14 protein-coding genes are annotated in these 16,841 nt (G+C 42.7%); 10 read left to right on the top strand and 4 right to left on the bottom strand.

Annotated features, from left to right (window positions below):
• Positions 1-17 precede the first annotated feature (17 nt).
• From dxs to spo0A, 6 genes are all read left to right on the top strand, one after another.
• Entirely contained in the window at positions 18-1,910 is a 1,893-nt protein-coding gene (dxs, locus tag ACQ4XT_RS12470) for a 1-deoxy-D-xylulose-5-phosphate synthase (RefSeq protein ID WP_446853933.1), read from the top strand.
• Positions 1,911-1,914: 4 nt separating this feature from the next.
• Positions 1,915-2,739: a TlyA family RNA methyltransferase gene (locus tag ACQ4XT_RS12475; RefSeq protein WP_446853934.1), complete on the top strand. Its 825-nt coding sequence runs from the start codon at positions 1,915-1,917 to the stop codon at positions 2,737-2,739.
• Between the two features lie 63 nt (positions 2,740-2,802).
• On the top strand, positions 2,803-3,252 hold the full coding sequence (gene ahrC, locus ACQ4XT_RS12480) for a transcriptional regulator AhrC/ArgR (RefSeq protein WP_089651776.1): 450 nt from the start codon (positions 2,803-2,805) through the stop codon (positions 3,250-3,252).
• A gap of 16 nt (positions 3,253-3,268) precedes the next feature.
• Positions 3,269-4,993 carry a DNA repair protein RecN gene (gene recN, locus ACQ4XT_RS12485; RefSeq protein ID WP_446853935.1) on the top strand — a complete coding sequence of 575 codons (1,725 nt, stop codon included), beginning with the start codon at positions 3,269-3,271 and terminating at the stop codon, positions 4,991-4,993.
• A 236-nt stretch (positions 4,994-5,229) separates the two neighbouring features.
• Positions 5,230-6,480 (top strand): SpoIVB peptidase, encoded by a 1,251-nt coding sequence (gene spoIVB / locus ACQ4XT_RS12490; RefSeq protein ID WP_446853936.1) that lies wholly within the window; start codon positions 5,230-5,232, stop codon positions 6,478-6,480.
• 238 nt (positions 6,481-6,718) lie between these two features.
• The gene (gene spo0A, locus ACQ4XT_RS12495) at positions 6,719-7,498 is read left to right on the top strand and encodes a sporulation transcription factor Spo0A (RefSeq protein ID WP_160914906.1); all 780 of its coding nucleotides are present in this window, start codon (positions 6,719-6,721) and stop codon (positions 7,496-7,498) included.
• A 39-nt stretch (positions 7,499-7,537) separates the two neighbouring features.
• Here spo0A and ACQ4XT_RS12500 read toward each other — a convergent pair whose 3' ends face one another.
• Positions 7,538-7,819 carry a hypothetical protein gene (locus ACQ4XT_RS12500; protein ID WP_446853937.1) on the bottom strand — a complete coding sequence of 94 codons (282 nt, stop codon included), beginning with the start codon at positions 7,817-7,819 and terminating at the stop codon, positions 7,538-7,540.
• A 207-nt stretch (positions 7,820-8,026) separates the two neighbouring features.
• On the opposite strand from ACQ4XT_RS12500, the gene ACQ4XT_RS12505 reads away from it, so the two are divergent.
• On the top strand, positions 8,027-9,376 hold the full coding sequence (locus ACQ4XT_RS12505) for an aspartate kinase (RefSeq protein ID WP_446853938.1): 1,350 nt from the start codon (positions 8,027-8,029) through the stop codon (positions 9,374-9,376).
• A 194-nt stretch (positions 9,377-9,570) separates the two neighbouring features.
• Here the strand turns inward: ACQ4XT_RS12505 and ACQ4XT_RS12510 are convergent, their stop codons facing one another.
• From ACQ4XT_RS12510 to ACQ4XT_RS12520, 3 genes are all read right to left on the bottom strand, one after another.
• Positions 9,571-10,233, bottom strand: a complete 663-nt coding sequence (locus ACQ4XT_RS12510; protein ID WP_446853939.1) for a 3'-5' exonuclease — start codon at positions 10,231-10,233, stop codon at positions 9,571-9,573.
• 77 nt (positions 10,234-10,310) lie between these two features.
• Positions 10,311-12,218, bottom strand: coding sequence for a DUF294 nucleotidyltransferase-like domain-containing protein (locus ACQ4XT_RS12515; RefSeq protein ID WP_446853940.1), 1,908 nt, complete (start codon positions 12,216-12,218; stop codon positions 10,311-10,313).
• Between the two features lie 42 nt (positions 12,219-12,260).
• Positions 12,261-12,497 carry a DUF2627 domain-containing protein gene (locus tag ACQ4XT_RS12520; protein ID WP_220585195.1) on the bottom strand — a complete coding sequence of 79 codons (237 nt, stop codon included), beginning with the start codon at positions 12,495-12,497 and terminating at the stop codon, positions 12,261-12,263.
• A gap of 135 nt (positions 12,498-12,632) precedes the next feature.
• Here ACQ4XT_RS12520 and ACQ4XT_RS12525 point away from each other — a divergent pair, with 135 nt between their 5' ends.
• From ACQ4XT_RS12525 to bcd, 3 genes are all read left to right on the top strand, one after another.
• The gene (locus ACQ4XT_RS12525; protein ID WP_446853941.1) at positions 12,633-14,708 is read left to right on the top strand and encodes a sigma-54 interaction domain-containing protein; all 2,076 of its coding nucleotides are present in this window, start codon (positions 12,633-12,635) and stop codon (positions 14,706-14,708) included.
• Positions 14,709-14,810: 102 nt separating this feature from the next.
• The gene (gene yqiS, locus ACQ4XT_RS12530) at positions 14,811-15,713 is read left to right on the top strand and encodes a phosphate butyryltransferase (protein ID WP_446853942.1); all 903 of its coding nucleotides are present in this window, start codon (positions 14,811-14,813) and stop codon (positions 15,711-15,713) included.
• Between the two features lie 11 nt (positions 15,714-15,724).
• Positions 15,725-16,828 (top strand): branched-chain amino acid dehydrogenase, encoded by a 1,104-nt coding sequence (gene bcd, locus ACQ4XT_RS12535; RefSeq protein ID WP_446853943.1) that lies wholly within the window; start codon positions 15,725-15,727, stop codon positions 16,826-16,828.
• Positions 16,829-16,841 lie beyond the last annotated feature (13 nt).

Below are 16,841 nucleotides of genomic sequence, written 5' to 3' on the forward strand. Positions count from 1 at the left end.
TACAAGGGGGTCCTTCAATGGATCTGTGTAAAATTAAAGACCCTTCAATTCTGAAGGATATGAATACAAACCAACTAGAACAACTGGCGGATGAAACGAGACAGTTTCTCATTGAAAACCTGGCTACGACAGGAGGCCACCTGGGGGCGAATCTGGGGGTCGTTGAGCTTACTCTCGCTCTTCATAAAGTTTATAAAAGTCCGGAAGACCGCTTTCTTTGGGATGTCGGTCATCAATCTTATATCCATAAAATATTGACGGGTCGTGGTGGGCAATTCGAAACACTCCGACAATATAAAGGGCTGTGCGGCTTCCCGAAACGTGACGAAAGTGAACATGATGTCTGGGAGACAGGACACAGTTCCACATCTTTATCTGCAGCGATGGGAATGGCCATCGCAAGGGACCTGAATAATGAAAAGCATTCGATTTTACCAATCATAGGTGATGGAGCTCTTACAGGTGGTATGGCTTTAGAAGCCTTGAACCACATCGGACACGAGAAGAAGAATGTAACCGTTATCCTTAATGACAACGAAATGTCGATCGCTAAAAATGTAGGGGCTCTTCACGGTGCGCTCGGCAGGATGAGAAGTGCCGGGAAATACCACCGCGTAAAAGACGACCTTGAGTGGGTATTGAAAAAAATCCCTGCGGTTGGCGGAAAGATTGCGCAGGCTGCTGAAAGACTAAAGGACAGCATGAAATATTTTGTTGTCCCCGGTATGTTCTTTGAAGAACTTGGTTTTACGTATTATGGTCCAGTCGATGGGCATGATTTTAATGACCTTATCGAAAACCTGAATTATGCCAAAAAGACGGATGGTCCTGTCATCGTCCATGTGATGACACAAAAAGGAAAAGGTTATCACCCTGCAGAGACCGACGTAAAAGACAAATGGCATGGTGTGGGACCATATAAAATTGAGTCGGGTGAAAAAATCAAACCCGTGGATGCTCCACCTGCGTGGAGTTCGGTTATCAGTGATGCTTTGAGCAAAGAAGCAAGGAAAGATGATCGGATTGTTGCCGTAACACCAGCAATGATTCTTGGATCTAAATTGGAGAAATTTGGTGAAGAGTTTCCAGGTCGTCTCTTTGATGTGGGCATAGCTGAACAGCATGCAACGACAATGTCTGCCGGTCTTGCAACACAGGGTATGAAACCATTTTTAGCTATCTATTCCACCTTTTTACAAAGAGGGTATGACCAGGTCGTCCATGATGTAGCAAGGCAGAAATTAAACGTTATCTTTGGTATCGATCGCGCTGGATTGGTAGGGGCTGATGGCGAAACCCACCAGGGAGTATTCGATATTGCCTTCCTGCGTTCTGTTCCGAACTTTGTGATATCCATGCCTAAGGATGAAAATGAGGCGCAGCACCTTGTGCATACAGCTACACACTACGATGATGGTCCTTTTGCTATTCGTTATCCAAGAGGCAATGCAAAAGGTGTACAAACAGATGAACAGCCTGAAATCATACCGATTGGAAGCTGGGAAGTGTTAAAAGAAGGAACGGATGCCGTCATCCTGACTTTCGGTACAACTATTGATATGGCTCTTGAAGCTAGTGAAAAGATGGAAAAGGATGGCCGATCAGTAAAAGTGGTGAATGCTCGTTTCATCAAACCTTTAGATGATGCCATGCTTCATGACATCATGAAAGCGGGGATGCCGATCCTTACTGTAGAAGAAGGCGTCCTGCAAGGTGGATTCGGTTCAAGCGTTTTAGAGTTTGCAGAGGAAAATGAATACTCCTCGCAATGGGTCAAGCGTATGGGTGTACCGGATCGCTTCATTGAACATGGCAGTGTTCAAAAGCTTTGGGAAGAAATTGGGTTAACCACGGATCACATGGTACAAAATTTGAAACAAATGATACCGAATAAACAGCAAAGGGCTTAAGTATATGGGAAGAAAAGTAAGGCTAGACGTTTTATTAGTAGAAAAAGGGTACGTGGAAACACGGGAAAAGGCGAAGAGAACCATAATGGCAGGACTTGTTTTTCACAATCAAGTCCGCCTGGATAAGCCCGGTCAAAAAATAGAGGAAGACATAGAGCTTACTGTCAAAGGCAAAGCGATTCCTTATGTAAGCAGGGGCGGGTTGAAATTAGAAAAGGCCTTAAAGGTTTTTGACCTTTCAGTGAAGGATAAAGTGATGATTGATATCGGTTCTTCAACCGGAGGTTTCACAGATTGCGGTTTACAAAATGGAGTGAAGCTGAGCTATGCCATCGATGTCGGCTATAACCAGTTGGACTGGGGCCTTCGTAATCATGATCAGGTCGTTGTCATGGAGAGAACGAATTTCAGATACGTGACAAAAGAAGATTTGAAGGAAGGCCAGCCACAGTTTGCTTCCATTGATGTTTCCTTTATTTCATTAAGAATCATTCTTCCGGTACTAGCCACGCTTTTGGACAAAAAAGGTGACGTCGTTGCATTGATTAAACCTCAATTTGAAGCTGGTCGTGAACAGGTAGGAAAAAAAGGTATTGTCAAAGACCCGTCCATACATAGACAGGTGATTGAAAATATTCTTGATTTTGCAACTCAACACAGCTATTCTGTACATGGACTCACTTTTTCTCCGATCACAGGCGGAGACGGGAATATCGAATTTCTTGTCCATTTGCGCTTGAATGAGGTAGGACAGGGTGGAATTTCTGAAGAAATCAATATCGGGGCGGTCGTTGAAGAAGCGCATGAAGCGCACCGTAAAAACGCATAATGAACATAAAAGGGCTTATGAAAAGCCCTTTTCTTATGGAAGGACTGGAAACGGAGGATGGTCATGAACAAAGGACAACGTCATATCAAAATCAGGGAATTGATTACGAATGACGACATTGAAACGCAGGATGAGTTAGTCGATCGATTAAAGGGTATGGGCTATAATGTTACTCAAGCTACCGTTTCAAGGGATATCAAAGAATTGCACCTTGTCAAGGTACCTATGATGGATGGGCGTTATAAGTACAGTCTGCCGGCAGATCAACGCTTTAATCCTTTTGAAAAGTTAAAACGTTTAATGATGGATGCGTTTGTAAGCATCGATCGGGCTGGTCATTTCATCATATTAAAAACTCTTCCAGGAAACGCGAATGCAGTAGGGGCACTCGTTGATAATTTGGAATGGGATGAAATTATGGGCACGATTTGTGGAGATGATACATGTCTGATTATCTGCCGCAGTGCAGAACAAACAGAAACGATAAGTGAGCAGCTGCTCAATATGTTATAACTGAGGTGAAAGTTTCATGCTAACAGAATTGTCTATTCGAGATTTTGCAATCATTGATCGAATTTCAATTACGTTCAAAGAAGGTCTCACCGTACTCACAGGGGAAACAGGTGCGGGTAAATCGATCATCATCGATGCCATTCAACTGCTATCTGGTGGACGAGGGTCCGTCGAGTTCGTGCGTCATGGAACAAAAAAAGCCGAAATTGAAGGGTTGTTTACCGTTGGAAGTAACCATCCCATTCATAAAGTGGGAGAAGAATTTGGCGTTGATATTGATGATGATGGAATGGTCGTTCTGCAAAGGACCATTACGCATCAAGGGAAGAGCATTTGCCGGGTGAACGGGAAACTGGTCACACTTGGAATTATGAAAGAATTCGGTCATTCTTTAATCGATATCCATAGCCAGCATGAAACACAATCACTCATGGACCCGGAACGTCATATTGAACTCTTGGACATTTTTTCAGGTGAAGAAATGAAGTCTTCCTTGGATGAATATCAACGGGTATATGATAAATACCGTGTACTGAAAAAACGCTACAAGGAACTGAGCGAAAATGAGCAGGAAATGGCTCAACGGTTGGATTTGCTTGAGTTTCAGCTCCGCGAACTGCAAGAGGCTGAAATGCAGCCGCTTGAGGATGAGGAGCTTTCAGAAGAGCGTAAAAAGCTAATGAATTATGAAAAAATATACCAAGGAATCCATGATGCCTATTATTCGTTATATGGCGAACAAAAAGGTCTGGACTGGCTGAGTCATGCTATGACATCACTGGAAAGTACGGCAGATGTAGATGAAGAGTTGGCCAAACTTTCAGAAGAAATGTCGAACTCTTACTATATTATTGAAGAACTGACCTTCCAGTTGAGCAATCAAATGGCAGCCCTCGAATTTGATCCAGAACGTTTAAATCAGATTGAATCACGGTTAAATGAGCTGAATCGTCTGAAGAAGAAGTATGGGGCAACGGTCGATGATATGCTTCAATACGCTTCGAAGATTGAGGAAGAGATTGACGAGATTAAAAATAAGGATTCTCATTTAAGTAAAATGGATAATGAAATTCATGAGCTGGGTCAGGATGCTGTAATGGAGGCGAAAGCTCTTCATGACATTAGGACGAGATCAGCATCGACCTTATCTGAATATATCCATGAAGAGTTAAGGGATTTGTATTTAGAAAAAGCCTCTTTTGCCGTCGACATCAACTTGAAAGAAGGCCGGGAATCAGATCCTGAACTTGACGGTCATCCCGTACAATTGCTGCCGAATGGAATTGACATCGTTAAATTTCTAATTACCACAAATCCAGGAGAACCTTTAAAAGAATTACATAAAGTTGCATCAGGTGGAGAAATGTCGCGTATTATGCTTGCTTTGAAGCGCATCTTTTCACGACACCAAGGCGTTACGAGTGTGATTTTCGACGAGGTAGATACGGGTGTAAGCGGTCGAGTAGCTCAAGCGATTGCTGAAAAAATCTACGGAATATCAGAAGGGTCACAAGTCTTGTGTATTTCACACCTTCCGCAAGTAGCTGCTATGGCCGATACTCACGTAAGAATTGAAAAAAGAGTGGATAATGATCGCACTCATACAGCAGCAAAAGAATTGACATATGATGAGAAAGCCGATGAAATTTCCAGAATGATCACAGGCGCAGAACTTACAGAAACAACGGTTGAACATGCGCGTGAACTGCTACTCATGGCAGATAAACATAAGAAACGATGAAAGAACAAAGGATAAGCGTATGGATTTTCAGTCCATACGCTTTTTTTTATCTATCCTGTATTCTCTGCAAAATTTGATTCTATATTCCAATCTTTACATATACGTTGGAGAATGTTTCTACACAAGGGAAAGGGTACTATAATTACTGTGATTATGCTCGTTTAAAAATGCCTGTGGAAGACCACATTATAAGTAAGCCATTTAGTTGGTACTGGAGTGATAAGGAGTGTGAACCCGTGAAAGATCAACAGACATTTAAATATATATGTGGTTCCGTTCTCCTGCTGTTCATGCTCATTTTACCTTTGATAGCCCCTGTTCATGATTATCTGTCCATCCCTACCGATGTAAAAATCAGTGCATCCAATGATTCGGGATCTTTTTCTGAATCAAAAGAGACAGAAGCGTTAACTGCTTTTTCATCTACGGATGACCATCAAGTCTTTTATGAGTTCGCTGGAGTTCCGCTTAAGAAAACAGATGTAACTCAAATGCGTGACATACGTTTGATTCCTGGCGGTCAGTCTGTCGGAGTTGAATTGCATACAAAAGGAGTACTTGTCGTCGGTCACCATTTAGTCAATGGAGAAAGGGAGACGAAGAAATCACCAGGAGAGGAAGCGAATGTCCTCATTGGTGACATTCTCCTTGAAGGGAACGGCCAAGAACTCAATAGTATGGAAAAACTGTCAACCATCGTCAAAGAGTCCGGCGAAGCGGAAAAACCCATTGAACTTAAAATCAAGCGAGGGAAAGAGATGATCTCCACCTCTTTAACCCCTGCCTTTAACGCCCAGGAGAAGGAATATCAAATTGGTCTATACATCCGTGATTCAGCTGCGGGTATCGGGACAATGACGTTTTATGATCCAGAGACGAAAAAATATGGAGCACTTGGTCATGTGATTTCTGATATGGATACGAAGAAACCGATTGAAATCCATGAAGGAACGATTGTTCGTTCCCACGTAACCTCTATTGAAAAAGGGAGCCAGGGAATTCCTGGAGAGAAAAAAGCGAAGTTTTCGTTACGCGATGATCGCTTAGGAACGATTACAAAAAACACGCCATTCGGCATTTTCGGAGAATTAGACGGGGATATGAAGAATGATACGTATCCTAAAGGTGTCCCTGTTGGATTTGCAGAAGAAGTCGAAGAAGGACCTGCGCAAATTATGACTGTGTTAGATGGTGAGGAAATGCAGACCTTTGACGTGGAAATCGTCAGTAACATGCCGAAAAAATCGGCGGTTACAAAAGGGATGATCGTTAAAATTACCGACCCTGAACTTCTTGATAAAACAGGAGGTATTGTTCAGGGAATGAGCGGAAGTCCGATCATTCAAAATGGAAAAATTATTGGTGCAGTCACTCATGTGTTCGTCAATGACCCGACAAGCGGCTATGGTGTACACATTGAATGGATGCTACAAGAAGCCGGAATAGAAATATACGAAGATAATATCAATAAACAGAAAGCAAGTTAGAAGAGCCTTCCTAAGGGCTCTTCTTTTTTATGTTATTTAATATACTCAATCGACAAATTTCGACAAAAAGTAAATGAGGTTGTCGAATATGTACGAATTCATGAGTATTTTAAAGCATTTTCAAGATAATCTCAAATATTGAAATTTTTTTGTTATAATAAAAGAGGGTTAAATTCCTGGATGTCGAATATGTGTATTACGGAAAAAAGAAGGACTATTTTGTAAGGAGGAAAAATAAATGGAAAAGATTCGAGTCTGTCTTGCTGATGATAACCGTGAGCTTGTAAAGCTACTTGAGGAATATTTTGATGATGCGTCGGATATTGATGTCGTAGGTACGTCCTATAATGGGAAAGATTGTCTTCAAATGGTTGAGGAGAAGAAACCGGATGTATTAATTTTGGATATCATTATGCCGCATTTAGATGGTCTTGCTGTGTTGAACAAGTTAAAAGACATGGACAAGCATCCAGAAGTCATCATGTTGACGGCGTTCGGTCAAGAAGAAGTCACAAAGAAAGCGGTGGAACTTGGAGCAGCTTACTTTATGATGAAACCATTCGACCTTGACCATCTTGGAGAGCAAGTTCGTCAGATTAAACATGCAGGCGACCCGATCAACCGTGCATTGGGTAATAGTTACACCTCCACCAAATCGAAGAAACCTGACCTTGATACAAGCATCACTCACATTATCCACGAAGTGGGAGTACCTGCACACATTAAAGGTTATCAGTATTTAAGGGAAGCCATTACGATGGTTTACCATGATCTTGAACTTCTAGGCTCAATTACAAAAGTCCTTTACCCGGATATTGCTACGAAATATAACACGACGGCATCCCGCGTGGAGCGTGCCATCCGGCATGCGATTGAAGTAGCCTGGAATCGAGGAAACATCGATGCCATTTCTTCTCTTTTCGGTTATACGATCTCCAATACAAAAGCGAAACCGACAAACAGTGAATTTATCGCCATGGTAGCGGATCGCTTGCGTTTAGAGCATAAAGCGAGTTAATTAAAAAGCACGAGAGATGTACAAACATCTTTCGTGCTTTTATTTTTGTGTTGTCATCAGTTCAGTGATTTCTTTGGCTAGGTGTACATCTTCATATAAACCTGCATCAATATCGTCGACTTGGTTGCGTAAGAAATCAAAAAGCTCTTCCTCTAATAAAAATAATCCATCTCTGTTAATCATCCGGTAACTGAAAGGGAGGTCCAAGTATTGAATGATGACAAAGGTGTGTCCTTGATCCTCGTATGTACATAGTATGGTTAATTCACTATCTTCGGGATAATACCTGAATCCACCAAATCCATCCCTTTTTAAAACCATAGAACCACCCTTCCTCTTATCATCCATCATATCTAAAAATACCAAAAGATGTAACAAATTTATAGAATAAATGTAAAAATTCCCATGTTTCCGTCAATTTTCGCAGTTCGTTTGTTTTTTTCTAATTTTTTATTCAATTGCCCCCCTTTTTTGTGATACAATTCTTAATTATTAATTACTTTCGTTCTTTAATGGGGTGTTGTATAAATGAAGGTTGTAAAATTCGGAGGCAGTTCTCTAGCAGATGCCGGACAAATTAAAAAGGTGAAAAATATCATGGATTTAGATGAAGATCGACGCGTAGTGGTCGTGTCAGCTCCAGGGAAACGTCATAGTGAAGACGAAAAAGTGACGGATCTCCTTATTGCTTTAGGTACATCCATACAAATGAACCAAATGGATGAGACCGTTTATAAAAAAATCATCGATCGCTTTCAATCGATGACCGAGGAGCTTGATCTCTCATTCCATGTGGCAGAACAAGTAAAGGATAAAATTGATGAAGCGATTGTACTGGTGAAAGATGGATCTGAGCATGCACTTGATGCCTTGAAAGCTTGTGGAGAGGACGGTTCTGCTCATATTGTAAGTGCTTATCTGCAAAAGACCGGGTCTGATGCTTCCTATGTAAATCCGAAAGAAGCAGGAATTCTCGTGCGAGATCAACCTGGTGGAGCGTTGGTTCTAGAAGAGAGTTTTGAAAAATTATATAGCTTGAGGCATCGTAATGAAATTCTCGTTATTCCAGGATTTTTTGGCTATACGCCTGAAGGTGAATTGGTGACGTTTTCCCGCGGTGGATCTGATATTACCGGGTCGATTGTAGCAGCTGGTTTAAAAGCAGACTTGTATGAAAACTTTACGGATGTCGATTCCGTTTATTGTGTGAATCCCATGTTCGTTGATCAGCCAAAACAGTTGACCTCTTTAACTTATCGAGAGATGCGGGAGCTTTCCTATGCTGGCTTTTCCGTATTTCATGACGAAGCGCTTATCCCGGCGTTTAAAGAAAAAATTCCTGTATGCATTAAAAATACCAATAACCCTGCGGCACCTGGGACAATGATAGTAGCGGATCTCCCTGAAAGGGAAAGTCATGTCGTAGGTATTGCAAGCGATGACGGATTTTTGAATTTATATGTGAGTAAATACTTAATGAACCGGGAGATCGGGTTTGGTCGCAGGTTACTTCAAATATTAGAAGATGAAGAAGTATCTTTCGAACATGCTCCTTCTGGAATCGATGACATGTCCGTTGTCATTCGTGAACATCACCTTCCACCTGAAAAAGAGGAAAAGGTTATAAAGCGGATTAAGGAAGAGCTGGAAGTAGATACCGTCTTGATTGAAAGAGAGATGGCTATGATTATGATTGTAGGGGAAGGTATGAATCAAACGATTGGTATCGCCAGCCGTGCAGCAGCAGCTTTCCGTGAGGCAGAGGTCAATATTGAGATGATTAACCAAGGGTCATCTGAAGTATCGATGATGTTCGGTGTCAAGTCCTCAGGTTTAGGCAAAGCCGTCCAATCTCTATATCGCACGTTTTTTGAATAGGCCTCTTCACTATCCATGCTGAAGGAAGTCATTTAAAGGATATGTTGGGAAGCTGCGAAACAAAGGAGTTAGGTGAGTTGCTTCCCAGCCACCCCTGACGCTCAACTAGGCAAGGAACCCCGGAAACATCTCAAACCAGAGCCTTCCACAATCAGGAGCTTATGTGTAAAAGATAAAAAACGAAGCAGTGTTTTTCACTGCTTCGTTTTTTTCTGTTGAGCTAAAACTTTATTCAAATGTTCCAATGTGTGAACGTCATAATCAATCGTTTCCGAAAGCAGATACCGAAATAATTCTGCCGTCATAATAGCATCATTCAATGCGTGGTGTCGTTCCCTTTTCTCAATACCTACGTACTTCAGCAAAGGATCAAGCTGATGTTTTACGTTCGGGAGAAGCCACTGGGCCATAAGTTGGGAGTCGATCACGTGTGGTTGGTAATCGGGAAGTTTCCATCTTTTTAACATGGCCTTTAAGAACCGCATATCAAATTTAGCGGGGTGGGCTACAAGAACAGATCCTTCGCTGAATTCCATGAAGTTTTGGAAACCTTCAATGAAAGGACTGGCATTGTTGAGACGCTCCCGGGATAGGCCTGTCAAACGCAGTGTTTGTTTGTTGACAGGACGAATCGGTCGGATCACTTGATGGAACTTTTCCATTCGGCAGGCATGCAGTCCTTGAAGCCTAATTGCCCCTATGGATATAATTTCATGTCCGATCTCTGGTAAAAATCCGGTTGTCTCAAGGTCAAAGATAGTAAAGTCCAAGTCCTTTAGTGGTTTCTGTTGAAAACTTTCCTTTTTATTAAAAATGGTTAGCTGCTTTTCTAATTGACTGTATGTGTGCCATTTCAAGTAAGGTTTAATCTTGAAATAGTACATGGGTTTCTCAAAAAGCAGATACTTTAAAATTTGTAAGTCAACTGGAAGCATCATACCACCCGATTTCGGTTATAGCTCAATTCCAGCACCTGTTGCAGGCGTTTGGCGATAATGAGTGCTTCTCTGAGTGATCGACGTTCTTCTTTTTTCATAGGTCCGAGTTTTAAATCATTGCTTAATGGTTCTTCATCGTCCAACTGTTGAAGATTAGCTTTCAAACGAAACAACATAAGACGGTGCAGGGCTGTTTTCGCATTTTCCACATCACGCGGGTGGAAACGTTCCTGTTCAGCTAGAGCTTCAAGCCTGTTTACGGTATTAATCTCTTCAATGCCATATTTCATACTGTAAATACGGATGGCATTGACGATCTGCATAATCGCTGATTTTTTCAAGTTCAGCGTTCGCTTTTTGCCAATTCCTGAAATTCTTCCGAATGGTTGAACAGGGACCCGGAAACGAAGCGTATCTTTCATAAGCAATTGATGAAGGTTTAAGGATTTCTGAACGCGTTTCGTTACATATTTCTTTAAATCATAAGCAAGAGAATAATCGCCGGTAATTGGACGGAAATCCATGAAGATGGTAAAATCCCGGATTTCTTCTGCGTCCATTTTGTTGATCCACTGGTCGATACTTCCTTGCCAATCGCTCATCTGCTGACGCCATTTCGGTTCCCTTGCCATAATACCACCAGTACAGTAAGGAAAGCCGCATTCATTCAACATATCATTGATTTTAATGGTGAAAATTTCGAAGTATCTTTCGATTTTCGCTTTATGCTTACTTTTGTCATAGTCAGCAAGAATAATGGCGTTATCCTGATCTGTGGAGAAAGCCTGTTCCTTCCGTCCTTCACTGCCCATAACAAGGAAACAGTAATTGACCGGAGGAGCTCCATGACCTTCCCTGATCATTTCATCTTCTGCAATCTGTACGACTTGTTTGTGAATTCGATCGTTATAGTTCGTCATCAACTCCGCTATGTCATAAGCGAACATGTGATCTTTAATCAAGCTCGCAACGAATTTTTGGAACCGTTCATTATGAATCGGGGACAGCGGTTTGATTTCTTCGATCGTCGTAGCGTTTGAAATCTTATAGGTCAGGTCGAAGTACACGGAATTTTTTATAGTGAAAAACGAGGACTGCCTTAAAATCCCAACGACCTTGTCCTTATGAAGAACAGGAATGATTTCTGTAGGATGGTGCTTCAAATAACTCAAAGCATCATAAATGAATTCCTGCTCATTGATTTCATAAGCTTCTTCAGACATATAAGCTTTGACAGGATTCTTGTGATCGTTCTCAAAGTAAGCCTTCAATATTTCACCGTATCCAATCATACCAAGCATGGACTGCTGGTCATCACTTACAATCAGTGCTTCAATCTTCTGCTGCTGTAGCATGCGGGCAGCTTTCTCGATGGAGGCTTCTGGATGTATAAAAGTAGGGGGCTCCATATAAGCGTCTGCACGCTTCTTGTACAGTTCGCGATCATCCTGTTCATCTGTCGTAGAGCTTTTATATTTTACTTCATCGTATAAACTTTTCATTAAGTGGCTGATGCCATCCATCACAACTTTCGAAAAGTGATTGTTGTTTGACATCACTTTCAAGAAAGATTCACGTTCAAAGCAGATGGTTTTGATTGGTTCTAATGCCTGAACAGAAAATCGCATTTCCCCACTTGTGAGGAGGATCATTACCCCTACCAGATCTCCCGGGTAATAAAATCTTACTGATAATTGGCGGCCGTTCGACCGGTGCATGATATTCTTAGCAAGTCCGGAGACCATGAAGTGGATATCGATCGTATCATCTTCCTGGTCTTCATGGATGATGAATTCGTTCTTTGAGAATTCTCTGACCATGGCTTTCCCAAACACTTCTTCAAACTCTTCCTCAGAAAGCAAATCGAAAGGGTATTGCTTTCTAAACATTTCAAACTCTGTCACAGAGCAAAACTCCTTCATCACGGTTGTTATTTTCACTATGTCCTAATCCTTTTGTTTGAACCGCCCTTTGGTCAAGTTGCGCTTTCTGTCTCTGTGCAGGATAAAACCTCCAATGAAGGCCATTCCGCCCGCAACAAAGAGAATTCCAACAAGTCCCTGGATGGCGATGTGAAAGAAGATCGAGTGAAACTCACCAAAAAGGGCATCCCGAATCAATTTTATCCCATAAACGGCGATCAAACCGGGGGTGACTAATAAAAGTAAGGCAATTAATCGCATACTCATAACTCCTTTAATTCAATCCATGAATAAGTATATCAAATGGCAGGGCAGGTTGGAACTATAGACGTACTTGCTAAAACGTGCAGATTAGGGTACGATAAAGTTACGCAAAAAGTTGCAGGGTGTGGTGAAATGAAACGTGTGTTGATTGTCGGAGCGGGGAAAGGTGGAACCGCCCTGTTGAAATTGTTGAAGAAAATGGATCGTATGTTAGTGGTTGCAGTAACAGACATCGACCCAAATGCACCGGGAATAGCGCTTGCTGAGAGTTACGGAATTTCCACAGACCGCCAGTGGCAGGATTGGATACATAGAGAGATTGATATCGTGATCGAAGCCACAGGGGATGAACATGTGTTCAATGAAATTCGTGAAACCAGAAAACGCTCAACGGTTGTCATTCCAGGTTCGGTCGCTTATGTGACCGCAGAATTACTAGATGAAAAGGAAACACTCGTGCAAAAATTGAAGCAGCAGACGGAAAATCAACACCTGATTTTGAACAGCATTCATGATGGAATGATTGTTATAGATGAGGAAGGAAAGGTTTCATTTATCAACCGAAGCGCGGAGCGCATTGTCGGTATGGGACGTTCATCTATGATTGGAGAACCCATCAATGAAATCATTCCGGATTCGAGGCTTCCTCAAGTCCTGGCCTCCCGTGAAGAAGAGGTGAATCAGAAGCTTGCCTTAGGAAACGGGAAGAAAGTCGTGACTACAAGAATTCCGATGATCGGGCAGAATCAAAGGGTGATCGGTGCGTTTGCTGTCTTCAAAGATATTACGGAAGTGGTCAATCTCGCTGAAGAAATCACAGACCTTAAAGAAGTAAAAACGATGCTTGAGGCCATCATTCATTCTTCGGATGAGGCGATTTCGGTTGTCGACGAAAATGGAAGCGGTTTAATGATTAACCCTGCATACACGAGGATTACAGGGCTTTCTGAAGGGGAAATCGTAGGAAAGCCGGCAACGGTCGATATATCTGAAGGAGAAAGTATGCACATGAAAGTCCTTCGTACAAGAAGGCCTGTCCGGGGCGTGCGTATGAAGGTTGGACCTTCGAAAAAGGACGTTCTCGTCAATGTCGCCCCTGTGATCGTCGATGGAAAGCTTAAAGGGAGTGTGGGGGTTCTTCACGACGTTTCGGAAATTCAAGCGTTGACGAGTGAACTCAAAAGAGCGCGACAAATCATACGCAGTTTGGAAGCAAAGTACACGTTTGATGATATTATCGGAGACTCTCAGGAAATGACCTTGGCTCTTGAACAAGCGAAAGTCGGTGCGCGAACGCCAGCTTCCGTCTTGTTGAGAGGGGAGTCGGGAACGGGAAAAGAACTTTTCGCCCATGCGATTCATAACGAGAGCAAGCGGCGCCATAATAAGTTTATCCGTGTCAATTGTGCGGCCATAGCAGAATCCTTACTCGAAAGTGAATTGTTCGGTTACGAAGATGGTGCCTTCTCAGGGGCAAAACGAGGCGGTAAAAAAGGGCTGTTCGAAGAAGCGAACCATGGAAGTATTTTTCTTGATGAAATTGGTGAATTGACTCTGCCGATGCAGGCAAAATTGCTGCGGGTGCTGCAAGAGAATGAAATCATCCGGGTCGGTGGTACCAAGCCTGTCCATGTGGATGTCCGTGTCATTGCTGCAACGAATGTGAATTTGGAAAAAGCGATTATGAACAAGAATTTCCGCGAAGATCTTTATTATCGTCTGAACCGGCTTCCGATTTACATTCCTCCCCTTCGTGAAAGAATCGGAGATGTTCAGCTTTTGACGGACCATTTGATCCAAAAGCTGAATGAAGACTATGGAAGGCATGTAACTTCAGTCGATGAGGAGGCATTTAGGATATTGAAAGACTACGATTGGCCGGGAAATGTAAGAGAGTTAGAGAATATTATCGGCCGGGCAATGATTTATATGGAGAATATGGAAGACACGATCAAGGTGGAACATCTTCCTCGGCTGAAAAAGGCAACAACGGAATCAGGTGGACCTACCGAAAATGCGCCATGGCTGGGAGAGACCTTGCAAGAAGCTGTAGATGAATATGAAAAGAGTCTGCTTGCTGATGCTTATCGGTCTCATGATTTTAATAAAACGAAAACAGCCAAAGCTTTAGGGATTTCCATTCGGAATTTATATTATAAATTAGAAAAATATCAACTGGACAAAAAAAGCATGCAAAATTTTTCATAGTGCAGATTTTTGCAGAGGCGAAAACCTCCAGGTGAACCTGTTTTGGTGTTCATAGGAGTTGGCATGAATATTGCATGTATAGAAGAGGGGAAGAGGTGACGCATGAAAAAGTTAGATGAACTAGTCGATCAAATTGACCGTCGCTCACCGAAAACGGTCGCTGTTGCTCAAGCAGCAGATCATGAAGTATTGAAAGCAGTTAAAATGGCCCGGGCCTCCAATCTGGCGGAGTTCTTTCTTGTAGGAGATCAATCTGAGATTGAAAATAAGTCAAAAGCTGTTGATTTGGATTTATCACAGGAAGGTATTGAAGTGATTCATGCAAGTGAGAAGGATAGTGCAAAAGCCGCTGTGAAAGCTGTTCACTCCGGCGAAGCTCATGTTGTCATGAAAGGTCATATCGATACAAAATCACTGTTAAAAGCCGTTCTGGATAAAGAGTACGGACTCAGGAAAGGCTCGGTACTGTCTCACGTCGCGTTGTTTGAAATTCCAGACAGAGATAAACTGATCTACCTCACAGACGCAGCAATGAATATCGCGCCAAGTCTGGAGGAAAAAGCCCAAATCATCAACAATGCCGTGGAAGTAGCTACACGGGCAGGTTGGGAGAACCCCAAGGTAGCTCCACTAGCAGCAGTAGAAGTAGTGAATCCTTCTATGACAGCCACTCAAGATGCTGCGATGCTTACCCAAATGAACAGGCGTGGGCAACTGAAGAACTGTATCGTTGATGGTCCTCTTGCTTTTGACAATGCGGTCGATCCAAAAGCAGCAGAACAAAAAGGAATCGTATCAGAAGTAGCGGGGCAGGCGGATATCCTCGTCGTTCCATCCATTGAAGTGGCCAATGCCTTGTACAAATCATTCATATATTTCGCCAAAGGAAAAGTGGCGGGCGTCATCAGTGGGGCTAAAGCTCCGATCGTATTGACGTCTCGAGCGGATGATGCTCAAAGTAAAATTTATTCACTGGCTTTAGCTTTACAAGCCAGTCAACAATAGGAGGAATTACAATGAAAATTTTCAGCTATATGCAAGAGTATGATTATGAGCAATTGTTATTTTGTCAAGATGAACAATCAGGTCTAAAAGCAATCATCGCCATCCACGATACAACACTTGGGCCTGCTCTCGGAGGCACTCGTATGTGGACATATGCTTCTGAAGATGATGCAGTGGAAGATGCCCTTCGTTTGGCGAAAGGGATGACATACAAGAATGCTGCTGCCGGACTCAATCTCGGTGGAGGGAAAACGGTCATCATCGGAGACCCTAAAACAGAGAAAAATGAAGAGATGTTCCGTGCGTTCGGCCGTTATATCCAAGGGCTGAATGGCCGCTACATCACAGCAGAAGATGTAGGAACAACCGTTCAGGATATGGATCTGATTCATGAGGAAACGGATTATGTGACAGGGATTTCTCCAGCCTTCGGATCTTCCGGAAACCCGTCACCAGTAACTGCTTACGGTGTGTACCGTGGAATGAAAGCTGCTGCAAAAGAAGGGTTCGGTACGGATTCCTTAGAAGGGAAAACGGTAGCTGTCCAAGGTGTCGGAAATGTAGCCTTTACCCTTTGTCGTCATCTTCATGAAGAAGGAGCCCACTTAATTGTTACAGATATCAACAAGGAAGCCGTTCAGCGTGCTGTAGAAGAATTTGGAGCAAAAGCGGTTGATCCTGACGATATTTACAGCGTGGATTGTGACATTTATGCACCTTGTGCTCTTGGTGCGACAATCAATGATGAAACGATTCCTCAACTAAAAGCGAAAGTCATTGCTGGTGCAGCAAATAACCAGCTGAAGGAAACCAAGCATGGCGATATCCTGCATGAAAAAGGCATCGTCTATACTCCGGATTACGTAATCAACGCAGGGGGCGTCATCAACGTAGCAGATGAGCTTCACGGATATAATAAAGATCGTGCGATGAAGCGGGTAGAAACGATTTATGACAACGTATCCCGCGTATTTGAAATTTCACGCCGTGATAACATTCCAACATATGCAGCTGCAGACCGCATGGCGGAAGAACGCATCGAGCGTATGCGCAGATCCCGCAGTCAGTTCCTTCAAAATGGTCAACACATCTTAAGCAGAAGACAGAACGGTTAACGGGGGTTTAGGA

It is taken from the genome of Halobacillus sp. 12SKB (genome assembly GCF_052941655.1).